The organism is Nitratireductor sp. XY-223 (genome assembly GCF_004959855.1).
Taxonomy (GTDB): domain Bacteria; phylum Pseudomonadota; class Alphaproteobacteria; order Rhizobiales; family Rhizobiaceae; genus Hoeflea_A.
On record NZ_SPNT01000005.1, the window covers coordinates 180,583 to 198,213 of the forward strand.

General features: G+C 64.5%; 14 protein-coding genes. 8 read left to right on the forward strand and 6 right to left on the reverse strand.

The window, feature by feature from the left end; genetic code table 11:
• Window positions 1-167: 167 nt before the first annotated feature.
• Together E4M07_RS18190 and E4M07_RS18195 are read right to left on the reverse strand one after the other, a co-directional pair.
• A complete protein-coding gene (locus E4M07_RS18190; RefSeq protein WP_136659806.1) occupies window positions 168-1,121 on the reverse strand; it encodes a sugar-binding transcriptional regulator in 954 nt (317 codons plus the stop codon).
• Window positions 1,111-1,848, reverse strand: coding sequence for an HAD family hydrolase (locus E4M07_RS18195; RefSeq protein ID WP_136659807.1), 738 nt, complete (start codon window positions 1,846-1,848; stop codon window positions 1,111-1,113). Before E4M07_RS18195 ends, E4M07_RS18190 begins: the two co-directional genes overlap by 11 nt.
• Before the next feature lie 139 nt (window positions 1,849-1,987).
• Here E4M07_RS18195 and E4M07_RS18200 point away from each other — a divergent pair, with 139 nt between their 5' ends.
• Complete coding sequence (locus E4M07_RS18200; RefSeq protein WP_136659808.1) at window positions 1,988-3,856, forward strand: adenylate/guanylate cyclase domain-containing protein; 1,869 nt, start codon at window positions 1,988-1,990, stop codon at window positions 3,854-3,856.
• Between the two features lie 6 nt (window positions 3,857-3,862).
• On the opposite strand, the gene E4M07_RS18205 is transcribed toward E4M07_RS18200, so the two are convergent.
• Both E4M07_RS18205 and mgtE read right to left on the reverse strand, forming a co-directional pair.
• Complete coding sequence (locus tag E4M07_RS18205; protein WP_169054277.1) at window positions 3,863-4,417, reverse strand: FecR domain-containing protein; 555 nt, start codon at window positions 4,415-4,417, stop codon at window positions 3,863-3,865.
• Window positions 4,418-4,600: 183 nt separating this feature from the next.
• Window positions 4,601-5,788 (reverse strand): magnesium transporter, encoded by a 1,188-nt coding sequence (gene mgtE / locus E4M07_RS18210; RefSeq protein WP_136659810.1) that lies wholly within the window; start codon window positions 5,786-5,788, stop codon window positions 4,601-4,603.
• Window positions 5,789-6,055: 267 nt separating this feature from the next.
• Here mgtE and E4M07_RS18215 point away from each other — a divergent pair, with 267 nt between their 5' ends.
• A complete protein-coding gene (locus E4M07_RS18215; RefSeq protein WP_136659811.1) occupies window positions 6,056-6,487 on the forward strand; it encodes a hypothetical protein in 432 nt (143 codons plus the stop codon).
• Between the two features lie 129 nt (window positions 6,488-6,616).
• A complete protein-coding gene (locus E4M07_RS18220) occupies window positions 6,617-9,016 on the forward strand; it encodes a hypothetical protein (RefSeq protein ID WP_136659812.1) in 2,400 nt (799 codons plus the stop codon).
• 24 nt (window positions 9,017-9,040) lie between these two features.
• Here E4M07_RS18220 and E4M07_RS18225 read toward each other — a convergent pair whose 3' ends face one another.
• On the reverse strand, window positions 9,041-9,673 hold the full coding sequence (locus E4M07_RS18225; RefSeq protein WP_136659813.1) for a TetR/AcrR family transcriptional regulator: 633 nt from the start codon (window positions 9,671-9,673) through the stop codon (window positions 9,041-9,043).
• A gap of 118 nt (window positions 9,674-9,791) precedes the next feature.
• Here E4M07_RS18225 and E4M07_RS18230 point away from each other — a divergent pair, with 118 nt between their 5' ends.
• Genes E4M07_RS18230 through E4M07_RS18250 form a run of 5 tightly spaced genes read left to right on the forward strand, consistent with a single transcriptional unit; the run spans window position 9,792 to window position 16,808 of the window.
• Complete coding sequence (locus tag E4M07_RS18230; protein WP_136659814.1) at window positions 9,792-11,576, forward strand: acyclic terpene utilization AtuA family protein; 1,785 nt, start codon at window positions 9,792-9,794, stop codon at window positions 11,574-11,576.
• On the forward strand, window positions 11,576-13,195 hold the full coding sequence (locus tag E4M07_RS18235; RefSeq protein ID WP_136659815.1) for a carboxyl transferase domain-containing protein: 1,620 nt from the start codon (window positions 11,576-11,578) through the stop codon (window positions 13,193-13,195). The genes E4M07_RS18230 and E4M07_RS18235 overlap by 1 nt, the downstream gene beginning before the upstream one ends.
• A 9-nt stretch (window positions 13,196-13,204) precedes the next feature.
• Window positions 13,205-14,011 (forward strand): enoyl-CoA hydratase-related protein, encoded by an 807-nt coding sequence (locus E4M07_RS18240; protein ID WP_136659816.1) that lies wholly within the window; start codon window positions 13,205-13,207, stop codon window positions 14,009-14,011.
• Window positions 13,996-15,996, forward strand: coding sequence for an acetyl-CoA carboxylase biotin carboxylase subunit (locus E4M07_RS18245; RefSeq protein ID WP_136659817.1), 2,001 nt, complete (start codon window positions 13,996-13,998; stop codon window positions 15,994-15,996). Before E4M07_RS18240 ends, E4M07_RS18245 begins: the two co-directional genes overlap by 16 nt.
• Window positions 15,997-16,013: 17 nt before the next feature.
• Window positions 16,014-16,808 (forward strand): TIGR03084 family metal-binding protein, encoded by a 795-nt coding sequence (locus E4M07_RS18250; protein WP_136659818.1) that lies wholly within the window; start codon window positions 16,014-16,016, stop codon window positions 16,806-16,808.
• Window positions 16,809-16,826: 18 nt separating this feature from the next.
• On the opposite strand, the gene E4M07_RS18255 is transcribed toward E4M07_RS18250, so the two are convergent.
• On the reverse strand, window positions 16,827-17,624 hold the full coding sequence (locus tag E4M07_RS18255; RefSeq protein ID WP_136659819.1) for an IclR family transcriptional regulator: 798 nt from the start codon (window positions 17,622-17,624) through the stop codon (window positions 16,827-16,829).
• Window positions 17,625-17,631: the final 7 nt, after the last annotated feature.

The window sequence follows — 17,631 nt, forward strand, 5'->3', positions numbered from 1 at the left end:
GGAACTCCTCCCAGAATTCAGTGAGCAATTGCTTGTATAATGAGCAAATACTCACCAAATGCACTCAAAGAGTCAAGACCGAATTCGCAAAGATATCACTCCTGAGAGCGATCTTATCAATTTATCTAAATTAAAACAGTATCTTACAGATAATCACAATTTGCTCACTATTTGAGCAATTGCTCTGCCGTGGCTTCGTTCGTGATCAGACCGTTGATCAGCCGACCCTTCATGGCGGCCCTGATCGCCTTGACTTTCTGCCGGCCGGCGGCGATTCCGCATCGCAAATGGTCGGGATCCGCGTGCAGCGGCGCGCTGGTCACGCGGTCATTGGTCAGGCCCCTGATCAACTCGCCGTTTTTGTCGTAGACCCAGCTGGTGATCTCGCCAACGGCGCCGGCCGCGGTGAGCGCGCGTATCTCGTCATGGGTGATAAACCCGTCGACCAGCATCGGCGCGGCCTCGCCGATCTCGCCGATGCCGACGAAGGTCACATCCGCCTTTTCGGCGATCTCCAGAATGTTCTTGACCGGTTCCTGCTGCTGGAACAATTCCCGCTCGTGCGCGGTACGGGCAAGTGGCGGCAGCGGCATCGGGAAATGCCGGCAGTTGATACGCTCGGCAAAGCGGATGATGACGTTGTAGGCGGTCGCCGATCCGTCGAGCATCATGTTGCCGAGAAGCGATACCGCCGTGTGTTGGGGACACTCCATCGGGCGCAGCTGCTCGACGCAGGCGCGCAACGCACGGCCTGTGCCGAAAGCAATGATCTTCGACTCATCGGATCGCAGCACACGCTCCATTTCCGCTGCACCGGCCTGAGCGATCCCGGCGATCGAAAACGGTGCCGCCGGATCGCTCGGCACGATTTCGCACATGCGCAGGTCAAACTGCGCGCGGATCATCTGCGCCAGTTCCATGCAGCGCGCGATCGGATGGTCGAGCCGGAACTTGATCAGTTGCTCGCTGACGGCGAGCGAGACCAGCCTTTGCGCCGATTGGCGCGATACGCCGAGCTTGCGGGCGATCTCGTCCTGCGTGTCGCCCACCACGTAGTAGAGCCAGCCGGCGCGCGCCGCATCGTCAAGACGGGTCGTCTCGCTTTCTGATTTACCGGCCACGCGCTCCCCCTTCGCCGGCCGGCCGTTTCAGGGCCGGCACCAGGTCGTAGAAATCTGTCCAGGAATCGAACACCGTCCAGGGGCCGCTCTCCGAATCCAGTTCCGAGCGTACGCCATCGAAGTGGCTTCCGCCAACATAGCGCAGCACCGCCATTCCCGCAGCGGCGGCGGCTTCGACGCCCGGCATGCTGTCCTCGATCACCAGGCACGCCGCCGGATCGCAGCCCTCGCGCTCTGCGACATGCAGGAAGAGATCGGGTGCCGGCTTGCCGTTCCTGACCTCGGATGCCGTGTAGGTGTGGTTCAGAAAATAGCGTTCGAGGCCCGCGATGTTCAATGAGCGCTGAACCCGCTCGGGGCTGCTGCTCGTCGCAACGCAATAGGGAACGGAAAGCGTGTCGAGGATCGCCGTGACGCCCCTGTTGGGCAACAGGTCCTCCTCGAACTGCTCGAGAAGCCGCCTGCGGTATTCGCCTTCGAAACTCTCCGGCAGGTCGAGCTGGAAATCCGTGCGGATGGAAGCGGCGACCGTCGGGAAACTCCGGCCCAGGAAATTGTGCTGCACATGCGCCAGATCGATATGCAGGCCATGCTCCTCCAGCAGCTTCAGCAACGTCTTGGCGCTGATGATCTCGCTGTCGATCAGAACGCCGTCGCAGTCGAATATCACCAGTTCCGGCTCGAACCGGTCAAACGCACCGGGCTGAATTCTCGCATCAACAGACATGCGCCGAACTTAGCCGTTGCGCGCCCACGATCAAGTGCCGGCGATCCCTCCGGGCGAAGCACGGTTCGCCCGCCGCAATTGCCGTCGCCCTTGTGTTCGACTAGGCTTTCGCGGCAAAGCAACCGGGCGAGTCTGACAATTGAGCCGGCCAGTCAATATCGGCAATCGCGAGTTACGGTCCGGCATCCTGGGAAGCCTGGCCGTCCTGGCTGTGGTGCTGTTTTTCCTTTCAAGTCCGGCGGCCGTCACCGAGCGGCTCAACCAGCCGTCGCTGGACCTGATCGCATCGGCATGGCCGGCGCCGGCGACCGACGCGATCGTCGTGGTCGATATCGACAGCGAAAGCCTCAAACTGTTCGAGGGCAGGCGCCTGTCGCGCGGACGTCTCGCTGATCTGGTCGAAAAAATCGCCGGCTTCGGGCCGGCCGCCATCGCGTTCGACCTGGTGCTCGAGCCGCCCTGCCCCGATGACAGCCCCGACATCAGCCGCCTGGAACGGGCGATGGCGGCTGCGCCGGTCACCACCGGGTTCCTGCTGTCGGGGGAAAACACGCCGGTGCCGGCACAGCGCAGCCTGGTGGCCATCGATGCCGATGTCCGGCTGCCGGGCGCCTGGCTGGAGCCGGGTGCTGAGACCTCCTGCAAGCCGGTGATGGAGGCCGCCTCCGGCCTCTCGGCGGCCTCTCTGGCCGGCGATCATGACGCCAGGATCAGAAGGGCGCCGGCGGTGGTTGCGGTCTCCAACCGGCCGTTTCCGTCGCTCGCGGTGGACGCCGTCCGGCTGGCGCGCAGGACCGGCGTCGTGCTCCTGTTCGGCGATCCGCCGCGCCTCAGGGTCGGCGAGCTTCAGACCCGGCTCGATCGTGCCGGAAACGTGCGCCTTCGCTTCTCGACGGCGGGCCAGCAATCCCAGCGAACCATCGCCGCAAGCCGGGTTCTCGACAACTCGGTCGAAGAAGATGCGATAGCCGGCAAGATCGTCTTCCTCGGCTCGAGCGCCGCCGAGCTCGGCGGTCTGCGGCCGATCCCCGGGGATCCGCTGAAGCCGTCGGTTCAGATACAGGCCGACTTCGCGACCAACCTGCTCCTGGATTCAAGCCCGTTCGCGCCGGGCTGGGCCGATCGCGCCTCGGCTGTGGCGGCCATAATCCTCGGCATCGGCCTTGCTTTTTTCAGCGCCACAACCCGGCCGGCGGTGGCGGCCGGGACGACATTGTTCGCCATCGGCGCCTGGCTGCTCTTGTGCATGCTGCTCTACAACCTTGCCAATCTCATTGTCGGTCCGATGGAGCCGATCCTTGCGATGGCCGCGGGCGCGGTGGTCAGCAGCACCATCCAGTTCTCCGCCGTCAGAAAGGCGGAAGCGGTGGTGCGCCGGCGCTTCGAGCAGCGGCTGCCCGGCGCCGTCGTCAAGAAGCTCGTCGCTGATCCCGAGCTGCTGAAGCTGAAAGGCGAACAGCGCGTCGCCACGTCCATGTTCACCGATGTCGAGGGGTTCACATCGCTGACCGAGCGCACCGGCCCGGCGGAAATGGTCGGGCTGCTGGACCGTTATTTCGAGGGGCTGACCGGCATCATCATCGCCCGCGGCGGCATGATCGACAAAACCATCGGGGACGGCATACACGCCCTGTTCAATGCTCCGGTCGACCTGGAAAACCACGTGGGCGAAACCCTTGCCTGCGCACGGGAAATCCTCGCCTTCTCGGAAGAGTTCCGCCATTCGGGATTTGCGAAACAGGCCGGTTTCGGACGCACGCGCATCGGTATCGAGACCGGCGAGGTGGTGCTGGGCGATGTCGGCGTCGCCGACCGCGTTGACTACACGGCCTTCGGATCGTCGATCAACACCGCGGCCCGGCTGCAGGACGCAAACAAGCGCTTCGGCACATCGATCCTCGTCGGCGAGCGGGCGGCGGCGCAGATCGACGAGGTGCTGGAGGATATCGGCGAAATAGAGTTGCGCGGCATCGGAACGATCCGTGCCTACGGCATCAGACTGGAATAGTCCGGGTCAGGTGGGCGCGACGCTGGCAAACGCCTCGTTGATGCGGTCCTGCGACCAGCGGGTGATTCCCGAGGCCCTGGCACCGGACGAGCGGATGTCGATGCCGTCACCGGACTCCAGGACCTGCGTCGCGCCGGCGGCGGTCACTTCCAGCTCGCCGCGCTCGACGAACACACCGAAAACACCGCGGCTGGGCCCGGCGAAAAACCGGGTCCCGCGCACGCCGAGCTGACCGAAGACCGTCTTGATGGTGGTGACGGTCTTCACGGACTCGTCCGGCCGGTCGAAGACGAGCGCGCCGTCCGTCAGGTTGAACGTTCCCTTGACACCGATGAGATACTCGTCGATCAGCAACTCCGCCTTGGCGCCGAGCCGCATCGCCGTGGCATCGCCCAGCAGCATCGCCAGGAAGCTCTCTTCGCCGGTTTTGATGAGGTCCTGCACCATCAAGCCCGAGCCCACGTCCAACGGGACGCTGTGGCCGGTGCGATCGGCAATGGCCTGGCCCGTCACGGCCGTTACGGCGCCGACCTGGCTCTCCGCTTTCACAGGGGATGACATGGCCAATACACCGGCACAGCCAGTCAAAGTCGCCATAAACTGCCTGCGATTCGGGTATTTGTTCAGCTTGCTCGTCATGGTTACTCTAAAACCCCTGTCTACCGCTTTAGATTTCAATAGTGCAGTCATGCAAGTGCAGTCAATACGCCCGCATCGACTAGTTTTTAGTGGATCGAACTGCGTTCACAATCCCAAAATTGCTGTCGTGATCATGAAATACATCAGCAGGCCGGTCGTATCGACAATCGTGGTCAGCGCCGGGCCCGCCATGATAGCCGGATCCTGTCGCGCGGTCAGCGCGAACAGGGGCAGCACGGCGCCGATAACAGCGGAAACGATCACCTGGACCGCAATGGCTGTGCCGATGGCAAAGGCGATCATGTGCAGCGTCAGTCCCTGCGGAACATCGGCGCTGTTGGAGATGAACAGAACCTTCAGCCAGGCAAAGGCGAAGAGCATGGCCGCCAGCATCAGGGCGACACGCACCTCGCGGCCGAGAACGCGCAGTCCGCTGCCGACATTGACGTGGCCCGTGGCGATCGACCGGATGAGGAGGCCGGATGTCTGGGTTCCGACATTGCCGCCGGTGTCGGCCACCATCGGCATGTAGAGCGCCAGTATGACGAGCGCGTCGAGCGCGTTCTCGTAGACATGCACCACATAGCCGGCCAGCAGACCGGCGACCGCGAGGCCGAGTATCCACGGCGCCCTTCGCGCGAAATCCCGCCAGATGGGAACGTTGAGGTAATCGGGCTGGGTCTCGCCGGTCACCGCGGCGAAGCGCTCCATGTCCTCCGATGCCTCTTCCTCGAGCTGGGTATAGGCATCGTCATAGGAGATGATGCCGATCAGCCGGCGGCGCGCATCGATGACGGGCAACACGGTCCTGCCGCTCTGCGCCACCTGCCGGGCGGCCTCTTCTGCGGGCAGATCGACCGCAATGGCATCGCCGTCGCGTGTCATGATGTCAGCGACGAGAGCGTCCTTCGGCGCACGCAGCAGGTCGCGCAGGCCCACCCGCCCGAGCAGCCGGTGGTCGTCGTCGACGACAAAGGCCACATAGATCGTCTCGGCCGCGTCCTCGGCGACAAGCTGCCGGACCGCATCGCTGCACCGCGTTTCGGGCCCGAGGTCGGCATAGCGTGAGTTCATCAGGCCGCCGGCCACCTCTTCGGAATAATCCGCCAGCCTGGCGATCTCCACCCGGCGCCCGCCGGCAATCCTGGCGTTGATCGCGCCACGGCGCTTGGCCGGCAGCTTTCGCAACAGCCGGGCTGCGTCGTCCGGCTGCAGTGTGTCGATGTGGCGGATGATCTCTTCATCTGCCATTCCGGCGAGTGCCTTCTTTTCCGGTTTGTGCTTCGTATCCATGCGATTAACCGACTTCCTGCTGGTGTCCGGAACGTTGCATAGCAACTCCGGACCAAGGCCGTAAGACACAGCCTGCGCGAAATTTGCCGTTGTCCGGTGGAATGACCGGAACGTCCGTGACCTGCAGATGGGCCGGGCTCACGGAAAGATCCGCCTTGATTGCCGCGACGCGATGAATGCCAAATTAACGCAGGGTTCAATGTTGGTTCAGCGCCGCCTTGCCATGGTAGTCTCCGTCATCAACGCACAACCCGACGGGGGCACGTCATGAAAGCCACATTTATCGCAGCCATCGCTATTGCGGTCACAGCCGGCAACGCGCAGGCGCTGGACCTGCAGCAGGGCGGATCGCCCAAGCTGAAAGTCACCAAGCTCCAGATGGGCATCAAGTCGCCAACCACCAATGCCTGCCCGGCCGATGCCGAACTGAAGGCCTGGGTCTTCACCAACAAGGAAGGTTCGGTTCCGATCTACATCGCCCGCAACGGCGGCGGCGTGGCCGGCCCTTACGTGGTGCAGACCAAGGCGACCGGCAACGGCACATTCATGGGCGTCTATTCAAGAACGCTGACCATTCACCAGGCCATCGACACCCAGTACCGCGCCTCGGCACCGAACCACAAGAAGCTGAGCAACTGGGTGCCGCTCAAGGCAAGCTGCAAGATCGGTCTGGGCGGCGGCGGCATCCTGCAGAACTGAGAACAACCGCCAATCATGCCGAAAGAGCCCTGCCTGACGCGGGGCTTTTTCCCGTTTCGGGGAGCGTCCCGTCGTGAATTGCCGTCTTTGCGGCATCTATAGTACACTCCCTCGCGAGGAAGGGACGATATGCCACGCTTCTTCGCCTTGTTCATGGTTCTGTTGACCGCGTTGTTCGCCGGGGGCGTGGCTGCGCAAGATACGACGCGGACTTTCGAAACACCCACCATCAACGGCGTGCGGCTCGACTGGTGCAAGCACTTTGCCAGCCAGTGCGGCGCGCCGGCCGCCGACCTCTTCTGCCAGCAGAACGGCTATACCCGCGCCACCCAGTTCGTGATCGATCCCGGCATCGGTGCGTTCGGCATTCCCACGGTGATTTTCGGGGACGGCCGGCTGTGCCGCGCGCCGATCTGCTCGGGCTTCCGGGCGATCACCTGCACCAAGCCGGAGACGGTGAAGAAGAAGCCGAAGGACGGACAGATCGTCGGCACGCCGCCCAAGGCCGGACCGGACATGGAAGAAGTCGTGCTCGGCCCCAACCGGACCCGCTACCGTTTTCCGAAGATCAAGAACGTGCGGGTCGACTGGTGCCGCAACTGGGGCAAGAACTGCGGCGAGCCGGCCGCCGACCTGTTCTGCAAGGAAAAGGGCTTTGCCCGCGCAGGCAAGTTCACCCGCGACGAAACGACGGGCAAGAAAGGCATTCCGTCGGTTGTTTTCGGCGACGGGCGCCTGTGTAACGCGGAATACTGCAACGCGTTCAAGCAGATCACATGCGTGCGCCGCAAGGACCCGGCGACGGCGGCGAAGCCCGCGGAACCCAAGCAGCCGGAAGCGCCCGCCGCCAGACCCGGCATCGAGCTGACCATCACCGTCCCGCAGGTCGGCGTCGTTGTGGTGCCGATCCCGACGCCGAAGCCGGTGGTACCGCCACAGGTGGCTGAGCAGCCGAAGCCTGTCCTGCAGACCAGGCCACCCAAAAGCGACGTCATCGTCATCGGCCCGCCGGTGAACTACGCACGGTTCGAACCGCTGCCGCCGGAAACGCTGACCGCCAACTGGGTCAATATCATCGACAATCTCGACACCTATCCCGAAGGCGCCAGTCTCTTCAAATGCGCCAGCGGCGACTGCTCGATCGCCAATTCCGCGGATTTCGAGGTCGACCCGGACGCGCAGTACCAGGCGGTGCATCTCAACTACAGGGTCGACAAGGTTCCGCACGCATCGGGCGCGCTCTGGCAGGTGAGCTACCTGCCCTACCCCCCTTTCGGCAACGGGTCGGAGGCCGACATCGAGCCGCAGGGGCTGCTGGCCTCAGACGTGGCGGATGTCAGGGAAGGATGGTTCGCATTCGACCCGAAGGACCTCGCCAAGGACCTTCCGGGCGGCCCGGCGATCTTTTACGTGCGGGTGCTGCCGGTTGCCGCCGGTTCGGGGCGGGTCGTCGGCCAGCCGTCCAACACGATGCGGGTCTACTACGGCGCGGACCCGCCTGCGCAGGAGCCCTTCGAGTTCTATGCAAAGGAAGAAGTGCCGGGAAGCCGGCCCCAGATCCGCATGACCGCGCTGGAATTCACTCCGTTCCACCACATCGCGCGCTGGCCGCCGGGCTGCAAGACTTGGGAGGAGAAATACGGCAAGAAGGACAAGAACTTCTTCGAAAAAGTCGGCAAGTTCTTCTCCGGCGCGTGGAGCTGGACCAGCAAGTCCTACCAGTGGGTGAAGAACCGGGTCGTCGACATCGCCGCGACCCTGACGCTCAACCTCATCCCCGATAGCGCGCTCGAATTCGCACTCAATTCCGCGCTGGTTTCGGCGGGCATTCCGCCCGACATTCCAAACCTCAACGAAATGATGCGGGACGGCGTCGACGGGCTGGCGAAGGAAGTGGCAAAGCAAGCCGTCACCCAGGTGCCGACCGCCGATCTCGCCACCAATGTCGGCAACCTGGCCGTCGATATCACCATCGAGACGGCGGCGGGCATGGCCGAGGAGGAACTGCGCGAGCGGCTGGAGGAGGAAATCGAAAAACGCTCCCGCCAGGCGCTGCTGCAAGCCGCCGACGAGCTGGAAGCGCAGCTCAAGTCCGACGGAAAAGGCGCGCTGTGCAGCACGACCTATTTCAATAGCGTCTACAAGGTGACGGTCAAGAACACCGGCGAGGAGGCCTATGAGGGCCTGCAGATCAAGGCCAATGCGGCTCCCGTCTATCTCGACCGGACCTGGACGGTCGACCTCGACGCCGGCGAGGAGACGACGCTGATTGCCGTCGCGTCACCGCGCCTCCCGAACGGGCCTTACAGCCATCCGCTGCTGCCGCCCGGCAAACGCGCGGACGAGGATACGAGCCGCTGGTGGAACGACATCGTCTATGACGAGGAGGTGGAAATCGAGGTGACATTTCCCGGCGCGCGTAATTGCCTCGGCGGCGACCCCTCAAGCCGCTTCTGCGAGCAGGAGTATTTCACCGTTCACCGCTCGCCGCCGCAACTGGTGACCGAGGGCTACAAGTTCTCGCAATAGTATTGAAAGCAGGTCGGCGCCCGCCTAATCCCGCACCAGCAGGTGCGCGTTCATGATGCCGGCGAAGCGGTCCATCATGCGGGCCAGATAGGCCGGGTCCGAGACGAAACGTTCATGCGTCAAGAGCCCGCGGAAGAACGTCCGGCAGATGCTCCACAGGAGCGCGGCATCGTCGCCGGCAGCGTCCGAACCGCGGTAGAGCGCGCTGATCGTCGCCGCGCTGTCGGCCTCCCATTTGTGCAAGTCGTCGGCCAGTGCGTTGTAGAGTTCGCGGTCGGTCCGGCAGGCCACGATGATCTCGACAAAGGCCCGCCCCTCCGACGTGTTGACGATATGGTTCCAGGAATCCATCAGCAACCTGTCGGCGGGCGCCGGGCGTTCCCCCTCGCCCATGGTCGAGTGCATCGGGCGCATGGCCGCGTTGAGCATGCGCATGCAGGTCTCGGCCACAAGCGCCTGCTTCGTCGGGAAATGGTGGGTCAACGCACCGCGCGAGACCCCGGCGCGCTCCTGGATACGATTGATCGAGGTTTCCGCATAGCCGTGTTCGTCGAGACAGGCGACCACGGCCGCGCAAATGCGGCGCTTCATCGCTTCGGCCTTGATATCCTTCTTGGAAACCTTGGTCGGCTTTTCCTGTGTCGCTGTTTCCGACATTTAAGCCGCTTCCCCCTTTCAGCGAGATGTGCCCTTATATCGCCTTGACAGGTTGCGTGGCAAGATTTTAAAAACAGAATGTTCGGTCTGCAATCGTAACCCACCCTGAGGAGGAAGCATGTCCGGGGACCAGTTGATCATCGGAGGCGCCAGCGGTTTCTGGGGCGAGGCGCCGCACGCAACCGCTCAACTGCTGCAGTTTCCCGGTATCGACGTCCTCGTTTTCGACTATCTCGCCGAGATCACCATGTCGATTATGGCACGGGCGCGCTTGAAGGATCCGGCGTTAGGCTACGCGACCGATTTTGTCACCGGGGCGATGGCGGGAAACCTCGCCGAGATCGCCAAAAAGGGCGTCAAGGTGCTGTCCAACGCGGGCGGCGTCAACCCGGCGGCCTGCGCGGAGGCGCTGCGCAAGGCGATCGCGGAATCCGGGCTGGACCTGAAGGTCGCGGTCGTCGAGGGCGACGACCTCATGGCCCGCGTGGCGGAATTCTCGGACCGGCGCGAGATGTTCGCCGGCACGCCGTTTCCCGATGCTGCAAAAATCGCTTCAGTCAACGCCTATCTCGGCGCCTTTCCCGTCGCGGCGGCCCTCGATGCCGGCGCGGATATCGTCATCACCGGGCGCTGCGCCGACAGCGCTCTCGCCCTTGCCGCCTGCATTCACCGGTTCGGATGGCATAAGGACGATCATGACAAGCTGGCCGCGGGATCGCTCGCTGGCCATCTCCTGGAGTGCGGACCGCAATCGACCGGCGGCAATTTCACCGACTGGGAACAGGCCGGCGACCTCGCGGACATCGGCTATCCGGTCGCCGCGATCGGTGCCGACGGCCGCTTCGAGATCACCAAGCCTGACGGCACGTCCGGCATCGTCTCGCGGGCCTCGGTCGGCGAGCAGATGCTCTACGAAATCGGCGATCCGCAGGCCTACATCCTGCCGGACGTGATCTGCGATTTCTCGAATGTCGCGCTCGAACAGGCCGGTCCCGATCGCGTCAGCGTTTCCGGCGCAAGGGGACGCGCGCCGACGGGCCGGCTGAAGGTGTCGGCAACCTTCCTGGACGGGTACCGCGCCGGCTTTGTCTTCCAGTTCAACGGGCGCAACGCGCGCGACAAGGCGAAGGCCTTCGTCGAGGCCGGCCTGAAACGGGCCGAGGCCCGGCTCAAGGCGCTCGGTGCGCCGGGCTACAGCGAGACCGCGATCGAGCTTTTCGGCGGCGCTCCCGAAGGCCATGATGGCGAGGAAATCTGCGTCAAGGCGGCCGTGCGCCATGCGGATGCGCGCGCCGTCGGATTGTTCCTGAAGGAAATTACCGGCTGCGCGCTGGCGACGCCGCCCGGCCTGCACTTTTTCACCGGCGCTGGCCGGCCGAAACCGTCTCCGGTGGTGCGCCTGTTCTCGTTCCTGATCGAGGCCGGCGCAGTGCCGGTCAACCTGTCGATCGACGGCGCGGACATCGGCTATGCCGACACAGCCCCTGCCCCTCATGACGACGTCCTGCCCGAAAGGCCTGCCATACCGGACCCGGCAGCCGAAACCGACCTTGTCACCTGCCGCCTCGAAGACCTTGCCTGGGCGCGCTCGGGCGACAAGGGCGACGACGCGAATATCGGCGTCATGGCGCGACGGCCCGAGTATCTTCCGTGGATCTGGCGCGCCGTTACCGAAGAAACCGTCGCAAACGTCTTCGCCTCCTACCTTGAGGGCAAGGTGGAAAGGTTCTTCATGCCCGGGATTCACGGCATGAATATCGTCATGCATAATGTGCTGGGAGGCGGGGGTGTCGCCAGCCTGCGCAATGACGCGCAGGGCAAGGCCTTCGCACAGACGCTGCTGGCGCTGCCGGTCGAGATTCCGGCGGCGCTTGCCGACAATGCCGCCACGGGGGAACGCTGATGGGCTTTGTCAGCCAGATCGACATCGGATCGGACGGATTTGCCAGGAACCGCGAGGACATGATCGCGCTTGTCGAGCAGTTGCGCGAGCTGGAGGCGAAGGCCGTGGCGCTTTCCGAGCGGCGACGCCCGCGTTTCGAGGAGCGCGGCCAGATCACGCCGCGCGAAAGGCTGGCGCGGCTGCTCGATCCGGGCATGCCCTTCGTCCAGCTGCACGCGCTGGCCGGCTATCTCGTCGACAGCAACGACCCGGAGAAAAGCGTCCCCGGCTCTTCCCTGATCGTCGGCATCGGCTTCGTTTCGGGCGTGCGCTGCATGGTCTGGGTCGACGACAGCGGCATCAAGGCCGGTGCCATGGGCAAGATGAGCCTGCCGGCGGTGCTGTCGATCCAGACACTGGCGCGCCGGCACAGGCTGCCGTTGATACACCTCGTTGAAAGCGCCGGCGCCAACCTGATGGAATACAAGGTCGAAGGCTGGGCGCAGGGCGGCGCCCTTTTCCGGAACCTTGCGCTTCTGAGCGCCGACGGCATACCGACGATCACCGTGCTGCACGGCCCGTCGACCGCGGGCGGCGCCTATATGCCGGGCCTTTCGGACTATGTGATCGGCGTGAAGAAAAACGGCATGGCGGCCCTCGCCGGCGCGGCGCTGGTTCACGCGGCCACCGGCGAAAAGGCCGACGAGCGGGAACTCGGCGGCTCTGAAATGCATGCGAGCACGTCAGGCCTGGTCGAATATCTCGCCGAGGACGACGCCCACGGGATCGCGATCGCCCGCGACCTGGTGCGCCGGCTCGACTGGAACAAGCGGCTCGCGCCGATGGCCGCCCGAACCTTCGATGAACCGCAATACAATCCGGACGAACTCGCCGGCATCGTTCCGGCGGACTACCGCACGCCTTACGACGTGCGCGAAGTGGTGGCCCGCTTCGTCGACGGTTCCGATTTCGAGGATTTCAAGCCACGTTACGGGATTTCGACCGTCTGCCTGCAGGCGAGCATCAACGGCATCGCCTGCGGCATCATCGGCAATAACGGGCCGATCGATCCGGCCGGCGCGACAAAGGCGGCCCAGTTCATCCAGCTCTGCGACCAGGCGGACACGCCGATCGTCTTTTTGAACAACACCACCGGCTACATGGTCGGCACCGAATACGAGCAGGCCGGCATGATCAAGCACGGCGCCAAGATGATCCAGGCTGTCTCGAACGCGCGGGTGCCGCGGATCACCCTCTATATCGGCGCGAGTTTCGGCGCCGGCAACTACGGCATGAGCGGGATCGCCTTCGAGCCGGATTTCCTGTTTGCCTGGCCCAACGCGACGACGGGCGTGATGGGCGGCGAGCAGGCCGCCGGCACGATGACGATGGTGGCGCGCATGGCGGCCGAGCGAAAGGGCGAGGCCATCGACGAGAAAACCCTCGCCGGGCAGCACAAGATGATCGCCGCGCATTTCGACCGCCAGTCCGATGCGTTCTTCACCTCCGGCCGCTGCCTCGATCACGGCGTCATCGATCCGCGCGACACGCGCAGGGTGCTGGGTTTCTGCCTCGAGACATGCCTGGAAGCGCGAAACCGGGCATTGCGGCCAAACGCCTTCGGCGTGGCAAGAATGTAGGAGCTGGGCATGACCGATCTGCCGCATACCGAGGCGCTCGATCTCGAATACGAGGCCGGATGGCTCACCGTCTGGTTCAATCAGCCGGAGTCGCGCAATCCGCTGACCGGCGAGCGGGTCAGCGAGCTCAACGCCGTTTGCGCCGCCATTCGCGACAATCGCGATATCCGCGGCGTCACCGTTCGCGGCCGCGGCGGCATCTTCTGCGCCGGCGGCGATCTGAAGGCTTTCAAGAGCGCGTTCCAGGGCGAGGCGAGCCGCGACGACATCGTCGCGATGAGCCTCGATGCGGCGGCCCTGTTCGACGCCGTCAACACCCTGCCGCAGGTTACGGTGATGGCCATCGAGGGCGCCGCCATGGCCGGCGGTTTCGGCCTTGCCTGCGTGGGCGACGTGGTGATTGCCGAGGAAGGGGCACGGTTCTCGCTCACCGAGACGATGATCGGGCTGACACCGGCGCAGATCTCTCCCTTCGTCCTGCAGCGGCTGGGGACGCGCGAGGGGCGGCGGCTGATGCTGCTGGCATCGACGCTCGACGCCGCGGAGGCAAGGTCCGCCGGCCTTGTCGACACGGTGGTTTCGGGGTCGGCCGCGGTGGACGCCGAGATTGAATCGATCCGCAAGCAGGTGCGACGCTGCGCGCCGGGAGCGGTTGCCGAAACCAAGCGGCTGATCCTGACGCTGCCGGCCATGGAGCGCAAGGCGCAAGCCAAGGCGGCGGCTGAGAGTTTTGCCGACCGCATGGTCTCGGATGAAGCCCGTGAGGGCGTTGCCAGCTTCCTCGAAAAACGCAAACCCGAATGGGTGGAGCGGTGAGCGCCGTGGCCATATCCTCGATCCTGATCGCAAATCGCGGCGAAATCGCCTGCCGTATTATCCGCACCGCGCGTGGCCTCGGGCTGCGCACGATCGCCGTCTATTCGGAGGCGGACCGCGGCGCACCGCATGCCGTCATGGCGGACGAAGCCGTCATGATCGGGCCGGCGCCGGTTGGCGAAAGCTACCTGCGCTCGGACCGCATCATAGAAGCGGCACAGGCGACACGCGCCGACGCCATCCATCCCGGTTACGGGTTCCTGTCCGAGAACGAGGCTTTTGCCGAGGCTGTCGACAATGCCGGGCTGGTCTTCATCGGACCGCCCGCCAAGGCCATCTACCTGATGGGCAACAAGGCCGAGGCGAAGCGGCGCATGCTGGCGGCAGGCGTTCCCTGCGTTCCGGGCTACGAGGGCGACGACCAGGACGACCTGGCCTTTGCCGAGGCGGCCCAGGACATCGGATATCCGGTCATGGTCAAGGCCGCCGCCGGCGGCGGTGGGCGCGGCATGCGGCTTGTCGATGAGGCCGGCGAACTCGCCGACGCGCTCGGCCTCGCCCGTTCGGAGGCCGCCAGCGCATTCGGTTCCGACGAACTGATCCTGGAAAAGGCGGTCCTGCGGCCGCGCCATGTCGAAATACAGGTGTTCGCCGACAAGCACGGCAATTTCATACATCTCGGCGAGCGGGACTGTTCCGTCCAGCGGCGGCACCAGAAGGTCATCGAGGAGGCCCCCTGCCCGGTGATGACCGAGGATCTGCGCGCCGCCATGGGCAGCGCCGCCGTCGACGCCGCGAAGGCTGTCGATTACCGCGGCGCCGGCACGGTCGAATTCCTGCTCGATGCCGCCGGCGACTTTTATTTCCTGGAGATGAACACCCGTCTCCAGGTGGAGCATCCGGTCACTGAAATGATCACCGGTCTCGATCTTGTCGCCATGCAGATCGCGGTGGCGCAGGGCGAGGAGCTGCCGTTGCGACAGGACGACCTGAAGCTGAACGGCCACGCCATCGAGGCGCGACTCTATGCGGAGGACCCGTCGCGCGACTATCTGCCGGCGACCGGCCGCATCGACCTGTGGCGTCCGGCGGCGGGAGAGGGCGTGCGTGTCGACGCCGGTGTCGCGACCGGGATGGAGGTGTCGCCCTATTACGATCCGATGCTGGCCAAGGTCATCGCCTGGGGCGAGACGCGGGATGTGGCGCGCACACGCCTCGTCCGGGCACTCAAGGAATCCGCGCTTCTGGGACCGACAACGAACAGCTCGTTCCTCGTGGATATTTTGCAGCGGGACGCCTTCATCCATGGGGAGGCGACGACCGCTTTCCTCGATGAATTCTATACGGGCGGCTTTGTCGCGGACGAGCCGGGCGGCGCTGATGTGGCGCTCGCCGCCGCGCTGCTGCTCGACGACGATCGCGATGCCGCGTTCGCGGCCGCCGGTTACGTATCGGCGACGCAGCTCGGCTGGTCGAGCGCCCCGCTTTCGCCGATCCCCCTTCACCTGACGACCGACCGGGGTGTTTTCGACATCGGCGCCGAATGCCTCGGCGCAGTGTGGTCGGTAACGGTGGGCGACGACCTTTTCGCTGTCGCACTCGGGCAGCGGACGGACCATGCGGTCCGCGCGCGGATCAACGGCCGGACAATCGACGCCGTCGCCGCGATCAGCGGCAGCGACATCGGGCTGTCGGTCTCGGGAAAATGCTTCCGTTTCCATCGCGCCCGGCCGGGCATGGAGGACGACGCGGCGGGCTCAAGCGGGCGGGTGGTCGCGCCGATGCCCGGGCTTGTTGTCGACATTCTGGTGAAGAAGGGCCAGAAGGTCGCCAGGGGCGATGCGCTTGCCGTACTGGAAGCGATGAAAATGCAGCACCAGATCGCCGCGCCGATCGATGGCGTGGTGACCGGCATCGATGCCTCGAAGGGCGACCAGCTCGCCTCCGGCGACCTGATGATCGATATCGGCGACGCGGCCGAATGACCGGCAAGGAGAGTTAAATGGAGCAGGCGCAGGATTTTCTCGAAGAGAGCGAGGCGCTGGCCGAAATCCTGTGCGGCCTTGCCGACGGCGAATTCGACCAGCCAACGCAGTTCAAGGGCTGGACCGTCAACGACGTGCTGGTTCACCTGCACTACTGGAACCGGGCAGCGGATCTCTCGGTGACCGCTCCTGACGCCTTCAGCGATGAACTGAACGAACTTGTCAAAGCCCTCGGCGGTGGCAGCTTGCGTGACTACGAGAATGCAAGGATAAGCGAGCGGGGACGCGCACTGCTATCCGCGTGGCGGGAGCTCTACACGGACATGGCCGCACGCTGGTCGAAGCTCGACCCGAAACTGCGGGTCAAATGGGCGGGGCCGGAAATGTCGTTGCGCTCGTCCACGACTGCCCGGCAGATGGAGACCTGGGCACACGGCCAGGAGGTCTTCGACCTGCTCGGCGCGGAGCGGCGGGAAACCGATCGCATCCGCAACATCATCGTCCTCGGCGTCAACACCTTCGGCTGGGCCTTCAAGGTGCGCGGATGGGATATACCGGAACACATGCCCCATCTTCGCCTCACGCTGCCATCCGGCGCTATCGCGGAATTCGGCGAGCCGGGAGGAGCCGGCAGCATCACGGGGTCGGCGGTCGGGTTTGCACAGGTGGTCACCCAGACGCGCAACGTCGCCGATACCGATCTTGTTGTCGAAGGAACCGTTGCGACCCGGTGGATGGAAAACGCCCAGTGCTTCGCCGGTCCGCCGGAAACGCCGCCGGCCCCCGGCAGCCGGTTCCGGCGAACGGGGTGAACTTGCCAGCGGACCCGGTCAGTCTTCCGTAAGGGTCTGGGTCAGCCTGCCGGCCGCCTCGACCAGCACGCTTTTGCGCTCCAGCATGTTATCAACGTTCAGGCGAACGGTGGGGCCGTGGAAGGCCAGCGCCGCCATAAAGCGATTTTGCCTGTCACGCACCGGAACGGCGATGGCCACCATGCCCTCCATGAACTCCTCGCGGTCGAGGGCATAGCCCTGGCGGGCAATCTGCTTGAGTTCGGCCAGCAGTTTTTCCCTGTCGGTGATGGTATTGGGCGTGCACGGCTCAAGGGGGATGGAATCGACCATGACCTTCCTGGCACCGGGTGACAGGGTCGACATGAAGGTCTTGCCGCTCGCGGTGCAGTGGAACGGGACATGCGTTCCGATCGGCAGCTGTACACGAAACGGCCAGTCGGTTTCCACGCGGTCCTTGTAGCTCATGCCGGCCTCTTCCGGGACGACGAAATTTACCGTCTCGCCGACCGTGGCCGCGACATCCTGCAGGATCTGGTGGCGCGCAATGTGCACCCGCGATGCATGCAGGATGCCCGATGCCATCGCGCGCAGCCGCCGTGCCGGCCGCAGTTTCTTGCCGTCCGTCTCGTAGACCAGGAACCCCTGCTCGACCAGCGTCGTGCACAGGCGGTGGATGCTCTGTTTCGGCAGGCCGAGTTCGCGGTTGATTTCCGTCGGGCTGAGCGCCGCGTCGGATCTGCCGAGGATTTCCAGGATAAGCAAGGTCCTCAAATTTGTGGCAATGCGCGTACCGGATCCGGCCTCGTTTTCATCCTGGGCAATTAAATCGTTCATTCGTCTG

Excerpts from the sequence above, each read along its gene's own strand:
- E4M07_RS18195 (WP_136659807.1), bottom strand. The coding sequence starts at position 1,848 with ATGTCTGTTGATGCGAGAATTCAGCCCGGTGCGTTTGACCGGTTCGAG.
- E4M07_RS18205 (WP_169054277.1), bottom strand. The coding sequence starts at position 4,417 with ATGTCATCCCCTGTGAAAGCGGAGAGCCAGGTCGGCGCCGTAACGGCC.
- mgtE (WP_136659810.1), bottom strand. The coding sequence starts at position 5,788 with ATGGATACGAAGCACAAACCGGAAAAGAAGGCACTCGCCGGAATGGCA.
- E4M07_RS18215 (WP_136659811.1), top strand. The coding sequence starts at position 6,056 with ATGAAAGCCACATTTATCGCAGCCATCGCTATTGCGGTCACAGCCGGC.
- E4M07_RS18220 (WP_136659812.1), top strand. The coding sequence starts at position 6,617 with ATGCCACGCTTCTTCGCCTTGTTCATGGTTCTGTTGACCGCGTTGTTC.
- E4M07_RS18225 (WP_136659813.1), bottom strand. The coding sequence starts at position 9,673 with ATGTCGGAAACAGCGACACAGGAAAAGCCGACCAAGGTTTCCAAGAAG.
- E4M07_RS18230 (WP_136659814.1), top strand. The coding sequence starts at position 9,792 with ATGTCCGGGGACCAGTTGATCATCGGAGGCGCCAGCGGTTTCTGGGGC.
- E4M07_RS18235 (WP_136659815.1), top strand. The coding sequence starts at position 11,576 with ATGGGCTTTGTCAGCCAGATCGACATCGGATCGGACGGATTTGCCAGG.
- E4M07_RS18240 (WP_136659816.1), top strand. The coding sequence starts at position 13,205 with ATGACCGATCTGCCGCATACCGAGGCGCTCGATCTCGAATACGAGGCC.
- E4M07_RS18245 (WP_136659817.1), top strand. The coding sequence starts at position 13,996 with ATGGGTGGAGCGGTGAGCGCCGTGGCCATATCCTCGATCCTGATCGCA.
- E4M07_RS18250 (WP_136659818.1), top strand. The coding sequence starts at position 16,014 with ATGGAGCAGGCGCAGGATTTTCTCGAAGAGAGCGAGGCGCTGGCCGAA.
- E4M07_RS18255 (WP_136659819.1), bottom strand. The coding sequence starts at position 17,624 with ATGAACGATTTAATTGCCCAGGATGAAAACGAGGCCGGATCCGGTACG.